We start from the raw sequence: 12788 nt of genomic DNA, 5'->3' as shown, positions 1-12788 counted from the left end.
CAGGTGGTATGAGTTGAGACAAGAGGTCCGCGCGAATCCTGCGGTTTCCCGCACCGAGGAGGTGCCGCCATGCCCGACTCCGGCAGCGACGATTCCGGCAGCGACGACGCCGGCAGCGACGACGCTGGCTGGGGCGACTCCCTGCTCCCCCGGGAGCGCGAGGTGCTCGCCCTGATGGCCGAGGGCTGGTCCAACACCGGCATCGCCGACCAGATGTACGTGTCGCTGAGTGCCGTCGAGAAGCATGTCACCGCGGTGTTCGCCAAACTCGGGCTGCCCGCGTCGGCGGCCGGCAACCGCCGGGTCCTGGCGGTGCTGCGCTACCTCGCGGCGAACGGCCGGGCTGGACAGTGGGCCGCGCCGGGTGGGGGAAACCGCACAGTCGCCGGTCAGGGCTTGCCTCGTGGTGGCCCCCGAGCTTGAATTCTGGCCATGCGGTCAAAAATTGATCAGGACGGCCAGAAGAAGACCTCGTTCATCGAGGAGGCCCGGCGGCGGCAGATCGTGGAGGGCGCCATCGGCACCATCGCCAGCGCCGGGCTGCCGCAGGCGTCGCTGGCCCGGATCGCCCAGGACGTCGGCGTCAGCAAGGGCGTGATCTCCTATCACTTCGCCGGCAAGGACGAGCTGATCGAGCAGGTCATCAACGCCCTGTTCGCCGAGACCAACCGGTTCATCAAGGACCGGGTGGACCGGGCACCGGACGCCCCGCGCCGGCTGCGCGCCTTCATCGAGGCCAGCTTCGAGTTCATGGCGGCCAACCGCACCAACTTCGTCACGCTGGTGGACATCTGGGGCAGCTTCGGGTCGCCGGAGGCCAAGCGTCGTTTCAACGCCGACATGTACGACCCGTGCCGCCACCACCTGGAGGGCATCCTGCGCCGCGGTCAGGACAGCGGCGACTTCCGCGACTTCTCGCCGGGCACGCTGGCCGCCACCGTCCAGGGCGCGATCGACGGCGTGATGCTCCAGTGGGTCTTCGACGAGGAGGCCATCGACCTCGCCGACTGCGCCACCGAGCTGGTGACGATGTTCGACCTGGCGACCCGGCGGCGGGCATGACCGCCGCGCCGCCGTCCGGCCGGAGCCGGGCCGAGCACGTCGCGGGAGGCCTGGGCGGGTTGCTGCGCGCCCGCGCCGAGACCGCCGGCGACCGGGTGCTGTTCCGCTTCGCGGGTGTGGAGACCACCGTCGCGCAGGTCGAGGACCGTGCCAACCGGCTGGCGGAGGTGCTGGCCGGGCACGGCGTCCGCCGCGGCGACCGGGTCGCGGTGATGCTCACCAACGGCGTCGGCTTCCCCGTCGCCTGGCTGGCGATCGCCAAGCTCGGCGCGGTGATCGTCCCGCTGAACCCCGGCTACCGCAGCGCCGACCTCGCCCACATCGTCGGGGACTCCGGCGCCGGGCTTGCCCTGGCGGGCTCGGCCGCGGCCGCGAAGTCGCTGCTGGCGCTGGGCTTCGGCGAGGTCGGGCTGCTCGACCCCAGCGACGCGGGACCCGCTCCCGAACCCGTCGGGGCCGCCTTCGACGCGGGCGCCGAGCTGGCCGCCGCGTCCGGCGTTCCCGACCTGCCCGGCGTCGGCTGGGACGACCTGGTCAACCTCCAGTACACCTCGGGGACGACCGGGTTCCCCAAGGGCTGCATGCTGACCCACCGCTACTGGCTCCACCTGGCCGAGCTCGCCGCCGACGTCGCCGCCGTGACGCGGGACGACGTGGACCTGACCGCGCAGCCGTTCTACTACATGGACCCGCAATGGAACACGGTGCTGTGCCTGCTGACCGGCATCCCGCTGGTGATCCTGCCGCGGTTCTCCGCCTCGGGCTTCTGGCCGTCGGTCCGCGACCACGGCGTGACCTTCTTCTACGTCCTCGGGACGATGCCGCTGCTGCTGCTCAAACAGCCGCCCGACCCCGAACTCGACCGGGCGCACCGTGTCCGGCTCGTCCTGTGCTCGGGGATCACGCCCGCCGTGCACGCCGCCATCGAGGAGCGCTGGGGCGCGCCCTGGCGGGAGGCGTACGGCAGCACCGAGGCGGGCGTCGTGCTGACCGTCCGGCCCGAGGACACCGCCTGCGTCGGCACCGGCGCGATGGGACGTCCCGTCCCCGGCAAGCAGGCCAAGGTCGTCCGCGAGGACGGGGCCGACGCCGCCGACGGCGAGGTCGGCGAGATCGTGGTGCGCGGCGAGCCGATGCTGACCGGCTACTGGAACCGCGACGAGCCGCTGCTGCGCGACGGCTGGTATCCCATGGGCGATCTCGGTTACCGGGACGCTCGCGGTCACTACCACCTGGTCGGACGGCTCAAGGAGATGATCAGGCGCGGCGGCGAGAACATCGCCGCAGTCGAGGTGGAGGCGGTCTTGACCGGCCATCCGGCCGTGCGCGCCGCCGCCGTCGTCCCGGTACCCGACGAACTGCTCGGCGAGGAGGTCAAGGCGTTCGTGCAGGCCGCCGAACCCGTCGAGCCGCACGAACTGGTGGCCTACGTCCGCGCGCGGCTGGCCGACTTCAAGACACCGCGGTACGTGGAGTTCGTCGAGGCGTTCCCGATGACGCCCTCCGAACGCATCGCCAAGCACCTGCTGCCCACCGCGCCGGGCGGCGGCTACGACCTCCGGGAGGAAACCCGATGAGCACCGATCTGCGGGTCCGCCGCGCCGGCTCGGCCCTGGTGGTCGCCTTCGACCGGCCCGAGGTGCTCAACGCCTTCCGGCGGCGCACCTACGGCGAACTGGTCGCCGCTCTGGACGAGGCCGCCCGCGACGACGCGGTGGGCGCGGTGGTGCTCACCGGCACCGGCCGCGCCTTCTCGGCCGGCACCGACCTGAAGGAGGCCGGCGCGCAGCTGGCCGCCGGGTCCGACGCCGACCTGGTCGAGCAGACCGCCGCGCTCCAGGACCTCACCCGCCGCTTCACCGGCCACCCCAAGGTGATCATCTCGGCGGTCAACGGGATCGCGGTCGGCGTCGGCGTGGAACTGGCCATCGCCAGCGACCTGCGGCTGGCCGGCCGCGCCGCCTCGTTCGCCTTCAAGGAGGTGCACCGCGGCCTTTTCCCGAGCAACGGGGTGCTGTACTCGCTGCCCCGCCTGGTCGGTCACGGCCGAGCGGTGGACCTGCTGCTGTCCGGCGAGACCCTCGGCGCCGCCGAGGCGTACCGTGCCGGGCTGGTCAGCCGGCTGGTCCCCGACGCCGATCTGCTCGACGCCGCGCTGGAGCTGGCCGAACGCGTCTCCGCCGCCGCTCCCACACCGATCCGCCTGATCAAGCAGGCCATGCAGCGGGTCTGGGAGCTGGACCTGGAGGAGGTGCTCGACCTGGAGACCGAAGGGCTGCTGACCTGCCTGCGCGGCCGGGACGTCCTCGAAGGCGTCCGGTCCTTCACCGAACGGCGCCCCGCCGTCTACCACGGCGACTGACCGCCCCGCGGCGGCCCGCGAGCCGCCCGTCCCGCCCCCCCGCGATCAACGGGGCCCGGCCCCGGGCCGGGCCCCTGACCTCCCCTACCCGAAAACAGCAGGGAGCCGAACGCCATGACCGGGCACGACAGCGGGGGATCGCTCCACCGCGGACTCAAACGACGGCACATGACCATGATCGGACTCGGCGGCGTCATCAGCGCCGGGCTGTTCGTCAGCAGCGGCAAGGTGATCGCCGACACCGGCCCGGCGGCGCTGGTCGCCTACGTCCTCGGCGGCCTGATCGTCATCCTGGTGATGCGGATGCTCGGCGAGATGGCCGCCGCGCGGCCGTCGGCGGGCTCGTTCGCCGACTACGCCCGCACCGCCCTCGGCCCGCGCGCCGGGTTCCTGGTGGGCTGGTGCTACTGGCTGTTCGCGGTCGTCGCGGTCGCGTTCGAGGGCGTGGCCGGCGCCAAGCTGCTGCACTCCCTGTCCAGCGGCGTCCCCGTGCTGCCGACGGCGGTCGCGCTGCTGGCGGCGCTCACCGCCGCCAACCTGGTCTCGGTGCGGCTGTTCGGCGAGACCGAGTTCTGGCTGGCCTCGGCCAAGATCGCGCTGATCGTGGCGTTCCTCGGCGCCGGGACGCTGTACGTGCTCGGCCTGTGGCCCTCCGACGGCGCGGGCACCGGCCTCGCCGCGCTGACCGACCACGGCGGTTTCGCCCCCAAGGGCTGGGGTGCGGTCCTCACCGCCCTGGTCACCGTGCTGTTCTCCTACTTCGGCGCGGAGATCGTCACCATCGCGGCGGCCGAGTCGGCCGAACCGGCCAAGGAGGTCGCGCGGGCCACCCTGCGGGTCGTCTGGCGGGTGCTGATCTTCTACGTCGGCTCGGTGCTGGTCATCCTGGCGGTCGTGCCGTGGAACCGCGTCCCGGCCAACGGCACCGACAGCCCGTTCGCCACCGCCATCGCCGAACTCGGCGTCCCCGGCGCGGCGACCCTGATGACCTGGGTCATCCTGGTCGCGGTCCTGTCGGTGATGAACGCCGCGCTGTACGCGGCCTCACGCGTCCTCGGCGCGATGGCCGTCCGCGGCGACGCCCCGGCGGCGGCGGCCCGGGTGCGCGCGTCCGGGGTGCCCGCGCCCGCGCTGCTCGGCGGCGCCGTCCTCGCCCTGCTCCTGATGACCGCCGCGTCCGCGGCCGGCGACGACGCCTTCGACCTGCTGATCAACACCGCCGGGCTGCTGGTCCTGGTGCTCTACGTCTTCGTGGCGCTCAGCCAGCTGCGGCTGCGCCGCCGCATGGAGGCGGAGTCGCCCGAGCTGCTCCGGCTGCGGATGTGGGGCTTCCCCTGGCTGAGCCGCGTCGTGGTGGCGCTGCTCGTGCTGGCGTTCGCCGCCGTCGCCTCCTCCGCCGACGCGCTGCCGGTCGTCGCCGCGGTAGCCGTGGCCGTCGGCGGCACCCTGCTGGCCTACGAGATCAAGTCACGACGTAAGGAGACCACCGATGCCGTTGCGTAAGCTCACCGCCGCCGCGCTCAGCGTCCTGTCCGTATCGGTCCTCGGCTCCCCGGCCACCGCCGGGACCGACGACCGGCCGGCGTTCCGCTCCCTGTACGTGAGGGGGGACGGAACGCGCCTCGCCGTGGACGTCTGGCTGCCGCCCCAGGCACGCCGCGGCCGCGTCCCGACCGCGCTGCGCACCACCCGCTACTGGAGAGCCTCCGACGGCGATCCCCGCGACCCGTCCGGCAACGGTGAGGCCGCCCGCTGGGCCGCCGCGGGATACGCGCTGGTGCTGGTCGACGCCCGCGGGACCGGCGCGTCGTTCGGCGACCGCACCACCGAACTGTCGGACGCCGAGATCGCCGACTACGGCCGGATCCTGGACTGGATCGCCGCGCAGCCCTGGTCGACCGGCCGCGTCGGCATCTACGGCGGCTCCTACGAGGGCGACACCGCCGAGCTGACGGTGCGCCTGGCCAACCCGCACCTCACCGCGGCCTCACCCCGGTTCAACGACTACGACCCCTACGAAGACCTGGTGCGGCCCGGCGGCGCGGAGATGAGGATCATCTACGACTGGCTGCTGGCCAACCGGGCGCTGGACGGCATCGACGGGGCCGTCTGCGAGCTGGCCGCCCAGCAGAACGTCCCGTGCGAGGAGTTCGCCGCCGAGTTCGGCCGGCCGCGTCCGGTGGACGGCCCCACCGGACCCGCCCTGGCCGCCGCCGCACAGCGCGAGCACCAACGCAACCTCGACCTCGCCCAGGTCATGCCGAAGGCCCCCTACCGCGACGACCGCGTCCAGGGGTTCTCCTGGCTCGGAATGGCCACCGCGACCTACCGCAAGCAGATCTCCCGCTCCCGCGTCCCGCTCCTCGTCCCCGCCGGATGGCTGGACGCGGCCACCGCGAACGGCGCGCTCTCCCGTTTCCTGCGCTTCGGCAACCCCCAGCAGGTCGTGCTCGGCCCCTGGAACCACGGCGCCTCCCACGACGCCGACCCGTTCAAGCCCCAGGCGACGCCGGTGGCGCCCACGCAAGGGGAGCAGTTCACGGAGCTGGTCGCGTTCTTCGACGAGCACGTGAAGCGGGCCACCCGCACGCGGGCCAAGAGCGTCCGCTACTTCACCCTCGCCGAGAACCGCTGGCGCACCACCACCGTCTGGCCGCCCACCGGGACCACACGCCGTACCTGGCACCCCGCGCCTGGCGGGGCCCTGACCACCGTCCGGTCCGCCGGCCGCGACCACCACGAGATCGACCCGAACGCCACCACGGGCCCGGGGAGTCGCTGGAACACCAACCTCACCGAGGACGACGTCGTCTACCCCGACCGCCGCGCCGCCGACCGGCGCCTGCTCACCTACACCACCGCGCCGACGCGCCGGGACCTGCGCGTCACCGGGATGCCGGAGGTCGCACTCAGGCTGGCGATCGACCGCCCGGACGCCGACCTGCACGTCTACCTGGAGGACGTCGCCCCCGACGGCAAGGTCACCTACGTCACCGAGGGTGTCCTGCGGCTGTCGAACCGGGCCGCGACCGCCCGGGGCCGCGGGGACGCCGCCGTCCGCGTCCCCCGGACCTTCGCCCGCCGGGACGCCCGTCCCATGACCCCGAACGTGCCGGCCGACGTCACCATCGGGCTCCTCTCGACATCGGTGCTGTTCAAGGCGGGCCATCGGATCCGCATCGCGATCGCCGGGGCCGACGCGCACAGCATCCCGGCCGCGCCCGGATCGGCCACCCAGTTCACCATCGTCCGGGAGGCATCGCAGGTCATCCTGCCCGTGGCCCGCTGACATGCGCCGACCTGAACGCTAGAGGGGACCGGGCGGGCGCCGCATCACCAGCGACCCGCCGCCGGGACGGGCCACGACGAACCCATGCCGGACGTACCAGGCGATCAGGCGTTCGAGATCCACCTCATCGTCGCCGGTGACGGGCTCCACGGTCAGCCGGAGCGGGACGCCCCAGCCGTCGGCGAGGGCGGTCACCTCGCGCAGGGCGGCCTCGGCGAGGCCCCGCCCCCGGCGCGCGGGCAGGGTGCGGATCAGGGCGAGGGTCACCGCCTCGTCCGGCCCCGTCCAGACGAGGTGAAGCTCGACGTCCGGGTGCGCGGCCTGTACCCCCGTGACGTCCCGGCGGAATTCCGCAAAGGTCGGCACATTGACGAGATGCCCGCTGACCAGCGGATATGCGGGGAGCCATGAGATTGCGGCGTGGTCAGGCCCGGCGCCTCAGCGCCGGGGGATCGCGTGTATCGCGGGCGTATCGAAAAGCGCGTACGCCACCGCAACACTCTTGGGTCTTCGGTGGGGGTCACGGACCACAGCGGTCCGTGCCGAGGGCATCGTGCCCCGGCTCCGGAAGGTGATCACGGAAGAGGAGAAGACCGTGGCTGATGGCGGGGCATGGGAGCGGCGTTCGCTGCTGCGGGGCGCGGCCATGGTGGCCGGTGCGGCCGCGGCCGCACCGCTGCTGGGCGGGGCGGGCAAGGCGCACGCCGGCGGCGGTGACGCGGACGCGTTGTTTAACGCCGGGAAGTTCGAGCAGGCCGGCCGCGCCTATGAGGAGATCCTGAAGAAGGACCCCACGAACCTGCGCGCGGCTCGCCAGCGCGGCTATGTCGGGCTACTGGCCAACAAGTTCCCCGAGGCCGAGAAATACCTCACGATGGCCCTCAAACTGGCGCCCGACGACAAGGAGACCAACACACTGCTCGGTGACTGCTACATCCGGCAGGACAAATTCTCCCTCTCCGTGCCGCGCTGGCAGGCGGCCGGCGAGGAATCCTATGCCAAATGGTTCGCCGCGGTCGGTGGCGATGCGTACCAGATCCACGGCGATATCGGCCGGGTGAAATGGAAGCAGATGGACCCGGAGCCGCTGGTCGAGGTCTCGGTCAACGGCGGGCCGCCGAAGCTCTTCAGCTTCTACACCGGCGCCGGGTGGCTGGGCATGTCCGCGAGGGTGGCCAAGGAGGCCGGGGTGCGCCCCGTGCACAAGGAAAGGGTCGAGTTCGAAGGCCAGATCTTCTGGTCGTACTACGGGGTGCTTGACTCCTTCAAGCTGGGCGGCATCGAACTGCGCAACGTCCCGGTGAACTGGTCGGAGGCGGAGTCGGCCGAGGACGAGCCCCCCAGGACCAGCGACGGCCTCATCGGCACCTGGGTCTTCTACCACCTGCTGACCACCTTCGACTACGCGGGCCAGTGGCTGATCCTGAGCCGCCCGACCCCCGAGGCGTCCAGGAAGGTACGCGCCGACGCCGCACGGGCGGGCACCAAACCTCTCCCGCTGTGGATGTCCCGCGACCACGACCTCAGCAGCCTCGGCAGCATCGCCGGCTCCGGCCCACGGGTGGTGGGCGTGAACTTCGGCGGAAAGGGCGGCGAGGCCGCCGCGGGCATGCCCGGGGAAGTGGCCAAGCAGTTGGGGATCCGCACCGACTACGACCGCCCGATCGAGACGGCCGCCCACAGCCACCCGACCGTCACCTATCCCTGCTACCCGGACAAGATCCGCCTCGGCGACGCCGTCGCCAACCAGGTCTACAGCGAAATGGACCCGACCATGCCGGTCAACGTGCCCTTCCCCTACGGGCCGGGGTACGACGCGATCGGCCACTTCGCCCACTGTTTCTTCAAGCCCTTCAACATCACCCTCGACTTCACCAACATGAACCTCTACATCGCCCGCGGCAAAGCCACCTGACCGCCGGCAGGGGCGTCATGGGAGCAACCCGCAACCGTCGGCGCCCACGGTCGTGGGGTAGGGGCGAACCAGCCGCCCTTACCCCGCTCGCCCGATCTCGTACGGGGCGGTTCAGAGCCAGCCGCTCTTGCGCAGGCGGCGGAACAGCAGGGTGCACACCACCGCCATCGCGCATATGACCAGCGGGTAACCGAAGGTCCAGTTCAGCTCGGGCATGTGGGTGAAGTTCATGCCGTAGATCCCCGCGATGGCCGTCGGCACCGCGATGATCGCCGCCCACGCCGAGATCTTCCGCATGTCCTCGTTCTGCTGCTTGCCGAGCAGCGCCAGATGCGCGGTCAGCACGCTGTTCAGCAGCTCGTTGTGCGCGTCCACCTGACCGTCCACCAGCAACAGGTGGTCCAGGACGTCGCGGAAGTACTCGCGGGTGCCGCCGCACTCGGCGACGCGGCCCTTCACGATCTCCTGGAGGACGGGGACCAGCGGGTCCTCGGCGCTGCGGAACTCCAGCACCTCCCGCTTCAGCGAGTAGACCTCGGCGGTGACGTCCCGCGCGCTCGGGTCGAACACGGCCCGCTCCAGGCCGATGATGTCCACCTCGACCTCGTGCACGACGAGCCCGTAGCGGTCGACGATCTCGTCGCACACCGCGTACAGCACGGCCGTCGCGCCGTGCTTGAGCAGCTCCGGCGACTCCTCCAGCCGCTTGCGGACGGGCCCCAGCGGGTTCCCCGCGCCGTGCCGGACGGTCACCACGAAATCCGCGCCGAGAAACACCATGATCTCGCCGACCTCGATGTCGGACGTCTCGTCGACATAGGTGAGGGTCTTCAGCACCACGAACAATGTGTCGTCGTAGCGCTCCATCTTCGGCCGCTGGTGCGCGGAGACCGCGTCCTCGGCGGCCAGCGGATGCAGCCGCAACTCGTCCCGGACGAGCTCGAACTCCTCCTCGTCGGGCTCGAACAACCCGATCCACACGAAGCACTCGCCGTTCTCGCGCGCGAGATCGAAGGCGTCGCTGATGTCGCCGTCGATGTCGCTGCGCGTGCCATTCGCGTAGATGGCCTTGTCCACGATCACGCCACGCATTGTCGCGCATTCGCGACGCACCCCGGAACCGCGCTCGCGATCACGGCGGCGCCCGCGATCTCCTAGAGTGCAGGGTGTGACGACCCTTCTCCTGCTTAGGCACGGCCTGACCGCCATGACCGGGCCCGTGCTCGCCGGCTGGACCCCCGGTGTCCATCTGGACGAACGCGGTCGCGCGCAGGCATCGGCGCTCGCCCGGAGGCTGACGCCCGTCCCACTCGCCGCGGTCGTCTCCAGCCCGCTGGAACGGTGCGTCGAGACGGCCGATGCCGTCGCCGCCGGACGCCCCGGATCCGCCGGCAAGGTCGAGACCGACGACCGGTTCGGCGAGGTCAGGTACGGCGACTGGACCGGCCGTCCCCTCAAGGAACTGGCGGAGGAACCGCTGTGGCGGGTCGTCCAGGCGCACCCCAGCGCCGCGCGGTTCCCCGGCGGCGAGGCGATGGCCGCCGCGCAGCACCGCGCCGTCGCCGCCGTCCGCGAATGGAACGCGCGGATCAGCGCCGAGCACGGCGAGGACGCCGTCTACGCCGTGTGCAGCCACGGCGACATCATCAAGGCCGTGGTCGCCGACGCGCTCGGCCTGCACCTCGACCAGTTCCAGCGCATCCACGCCGACCCCGCCTCGCTCACCGTCGTCCGCTACACCGACCTGCGGCCGTTCGTCGTGCGGGTCAACGACACCGGCGGCGACGTCCACGACTTGCTGCCGAAGCCCCCGGGCGAGGGCGGTTCCGGGTCGAGTGACGCGCCCGTCGGCGGCGGCGCGTAGGGTCGAGACATGCCCGTCATCTCCTACGACCTGCCGGACAGATTCATCGCCGGCGCCGTCGGCCGGCCGGGGGACCGCACCTTCTACCTGCAGGCCCGCTCCGGTCGTCGTGTCACCAGCGTCGGTTTGGAGAAGTTCCAGGTGACACTGCTGGCCGAACGGCTTGAGGAACTCCTCGACGAGGTTCTGCGCCGCAGCGGCGGCGACGCGCCCGTCCCGGCGGTCACCCCTTCGGAACTGCGTGATGACGGCCCCCTGGACCAGCCCGTCGAAGAGGAGTTCAAGGTCGGCACCATGGCCCTCGCCTGGGACCCCGACGACGAGCAGGTCGTCATCGAGGCCCAGGAGGTCACCGAGGGCGACGACGACGCCGAGGTCGGCGAGGACGACCCCGCCATCGCCGTCCTGCGGGTCCGCATCAGTGCCGCGCAGGCCCGCGCGTTCGCCGAACGCGCCCTCCAGGTCGTCGCCGCCGGCCGCCCCCCGTGTCCGCTGTGCGGGCTTCCCCTGGACACCGAGGGCCACGTCTGCCCGCGGCAGAACGGATACCTCGGCTGACATGGCGCCGTACTGGATCATGCACGTGCGGGTCGGGAGAATGGACGCATGACGCAGTCCTCCCGGGACCGGGCCACCGCCGGTGACGGTCCCCCCGCGAGCACCGTCTCCCCCCGCGACGCCGCCGCCGCCGAAACCCTTCTGCTCGGCGGGAGCCTCACCGTCGAAGGACGGCTCGTCCAGGCGTCCAACGCCACCCTCTACTGCTCCGTCGAACACGACGGCATCAGCGCCCACTGCGTCTACAAGCCCGTCGCCGGAGAACGCCCCCTGTGGGACTTCCCGGACGGCACCCTCGCCGAGCGCGAGGTCGCCGCCTATGAGGTCTCCAAGGAGATGGGCTGGGGCACCGTCCCCCCCACCGTCCACCGCGACGGCCCCTACGGCCCCGGCATGGTCCAGCTCTGGGTCGAACCCGACCCCGACATCGACCTCGTCACCCTCTCCCGTTCCGACGAGGACTCCATCCGCCGCATGGCCGTCTTCGACGCCGTCGTCAACAACGCCGACCGCAAGATCGGCCATCTCCTCCCACCCGGTGACGGCCACGTCTACGGGTGCGACCACGGCGTCTGCTTCTCCGTCGAGTACAAGCTCCGCACCGTCCTGTGGCAGTGGCGCGGCAAACCCCTCACCTCCGAGGCACTGGAAGCGTTGACCCGCGTCTCCAAAGCCCTCCGCGACGGCTCCCTCGCCACCCGCCTCGCCGAACTCCTCACCCCGGAGGAGGTCGACGCCGCACGCCGCCGCGTCGACCTCATGCTCAAGCACCGCATCCACCCCTACCCCCCCGAAGACTGGCCCGCCATCCCCTGGCCGCCGTTGTAATTGTTTGTGCTGCTTTCTTGGGCTTTGCGGGGGGCGGTGGTGGGAGATGGGCGGGGGTGGTGCTGCAATTGGGGGCATGTGTACGGCGGTCGTCAGTTTTGATCCCCTCTCGCCGGTTCCTGTGCTTCTGGTGGGTGTGCGGGACGAGTTCCTTGCCCGCTCGTGGGAGCCGCCTGGGCGGTACTGGGCGGATCGGCCGGGAGTGGTCGGCGGGCGTGATCTGCGGGCCGGGGGGACGTGGTTGGCGGTCGAGCCTGAGGCGCCGCGGGTCGCGACGGTGCTGAACGGGCGGGGGCGGATGGCGGCCGAGGATGGGCGCGCGTCGCGGGGGGAACTGCCGTTGCGGATGGCCGCGGACGGGAAGCTCGGCGAGATCGAGTTGCCCGCGTTCGATCCGTTCCACCTCGTCTGCGCTGAGCCCGACCGGGTGCGGCTCTGGAGCTGGGACGGCGAGGAGATGGTGGAACGGTCCCTCGCGCCGGGCCTCCACATGATCGTCAACAGTGGGTTGGAGGGCGAGGGGCAACTGGAGGGGCAGACCGAGGACGCCTACATGTCGGCGCGGCTGGCGCACTTCCGGCCCCGGTTCGCGGCGGCGGCACGGCCGGTGCCGGGGGAGGGGCCGGTGGAGGCGGCCTGGGGTGCCTGGTTCGCGCTGGCGAACGGAGACGGGCTGGTGCGCGCCGATCATCGGGCCCTGCTGCCGGTCCTCGACCTCGGGGAGGGCCGGGTGTGGGGCACGACGTCGGTCAGCCTCACGGCGCTGGCGGCGGACGGGGCGCGGTACGACTTCTCCGCCGTGCCGGGCGACCCCGCTTCGTGGAACCGGGTGCTCTGACGGCTTTCCCGGCGCGTGCGTGACACTGGGTGCTAGCTTGACTACTTCATGCGATCTTCGCGTGCGGGGAGT

13 protein-coding genes are annotated in these 12788 nt (G+C 71.8%); 11 read left to right on the top strand and 2 right to left on the bottom strand.

Features of this window, described 5'->3' with window-relative positions; all coding sequences use genetic code 11:
* The first annotated feature begins 69 nt into the window (after positions 1-69).
* The 6 genes from AMA02S_RS30745 (at position 70) to AMA02S_RS30720 (ending at position 6713) form a co-directional block, all read left to right on the top strand.
* Positions 70-423 carry a response regulator transcription factor gene (locus AMA02S_RS30745; RefSeq protein ID WP_067465170.1) on the top strand — a complete coding sequence of 118 codons (354 nt, stop codon included), beginning with the start codon at positions 70-72 and terminating at the stop codon, positions 421-423.
* 9 nt (positions 424-432) lie between these two features.
* Complete coding sequence (locus AMA02S_RS30740) at positions 433-1062, top strand: TetR/AcrR family transcriptional regulator (RefSeq protein ID WP_067465167.1); 630 nt, start codon at positions 433-435, stop codon at positions 1060-1062.
* Complete coding sequence (locus AMA02S_RS30735; protein WP_084265758.1) at positions 1059-2639, top strand: AMP-binding protein; 1581 nt, start codon at positions 1059-1061, stop codon at positions 2637-2639. Before AMA02S_RS30740 ends, AMA02S_RS30735 begins: the two co-directional genes overlap by 4 nt.
* A complete protein-coding gene (locus AMA02S_RS30730; RefSeq protein ID WP_067465164.1) occupies positions 2636-3424 on the top strand; it encodes an enoyl-CoA hydratase/isomerase family protein in 789 nt (262 codons plus the stop codon). Before AMA02S_RS30735 ends, AMA02S_RS30730 begins: the two co-directional genes overlap by 4 nt.
* A gap of 168 nt (positions 3425-3592) precedes the next feature.
* Positions 3593-4927: an amino acid permease gene (locus AMA02S_RS30725; protein WP_169806918.1), complete on the top strand. Its 1335-nt coding sequence runs from the start codon at positions 3593-3595 to the stop codon at positions 4925-4927.
* Positions 4914-6713, top strand: a complete 1800-nt coding sequence (locus AMA02S_RS30720; RefSeq protein ID WP_067465158.1) for a CocE/NonD family hydrolase — start codon at positions 4914-4916, stop codon at positions 6711-6713. The genes AMA02S_RS30725 and AMA02S_RS30720 overlap by 14 nt, the downstream gene beginning before the upstream one ends.
* A gap of 18 nt (positions 6714-6731) precedes the next feature.
* Here AMA02S_RS30720 and AMA02S_RS30715 read toward each other — a convergent pair whose 3' ends face one another.
* On the bottom strand, positions 6732-7079 hold the full coding sequence (locus AMA02S_RS30715; protein ID WP_157430913.1) for a GNAT family N-acetyltransferase: 348 nt from the start codon (positions 7077-7079) through the stop codon (positions 6732-6734).
* Positions 7080-7308: 229 nt separating this feature from the next.
* On the opposite strand from AMA02S_RS30715, the gene AMA02S_RS30710 reads away from it, so the two are divergent.
* Complete coding sequence (locus AMA02S_RS30710) at positions 7309-8628, top strand: tetratricopeptide repeat protein (protein ID WP_157430912.1); 1320 nt, start codon at positions 7309-7311, stop codon at positions 8626-8628.
* Between the two features lie 111 nt (positions 8629-8739).
* Here AMA02S_RS30710 and corA read toward each other — a convergent pair whose 3' ends face one another.
* Complete coding sequence (gene corA, locus AMA02S_RS30705) at positions 8740-9720, bottom strand: magnesium/cobalt transporter CorA (protein ID WP_174550999.1); 981 nt, start codon at positions 9718-9720, stop codon at positions 8740-8742.
* A 76-nt stretch (positions 9721-9796) separates the two neighbouring features.
* Here corA and AMA02S_RS30700 point away from each other — a divergent pair, with 76 nt between their 5' ends.
* From AMA02S_RS30700 to AMA02S_RS30685, 4 genes are read left to right on the top strand one after another with little or no spacing between them, the layout of a single operon-like run.
* Positions 9797-10492, top strand: coding sequence for a histidine phosphatase family protein (locus AMA02S_RS30700; protein WP_067465659.1), 696 nt, complete (start codon positions 9797-9799; stop codon positions 10490-10492).
* A gap of 9 nt (positions 10493-10501) precedes the next feature.
* Positions 10502-11050 (top strand): DUF3090 domain-containing protein, encoded by a 549-nt coding sequence (locus AMA02S_RS30695; protein WP_067465152.1) that lies wholly within the window; start codon positions 10502-10504, stop codon positions 11048-11050.
* 48 nt (positions 11051-11098) lie between these two features.
* Entirely contained in the window at positions 11099-11878 is a 780-nt protein-coding gene (locus AMA02S_RS30690; protein ID WP_067465149.1) for an SCO1664 family protein, read from the top strand.
* 46 nt (positions 11879-11924) lie between these two features.
* The gene (locus tag AMA02S_RS30685) at positions 11925-12716 is read left to right on the top strand and encodes an NRDE family protein (protein WP_369688415.1); all 792 of its coding nucleotides are present in this window, start codon (positions 11925-11927) and stop codon (positions 12714-12716) included.
* The last annotated feature ends 72 nt before the right edge of the window (positions 12717-12788 follow it).

This window comes from Actinomadura macra NBRC 14102, from assembly GCF_001552215.1.
GTDB classification, from domain to species: domain Bacteria; phylum Actinomycetota; class Actinomycetes; order Streptosporangiales; family Streptosporangiaceae; genus Spirillospora; species Spirillospora macra.
The sequence above is the reverse complement of the archived record's forward strand: the minus strand, read 5'-3'. Positions and strand labels throughout refer to the sequence as shown.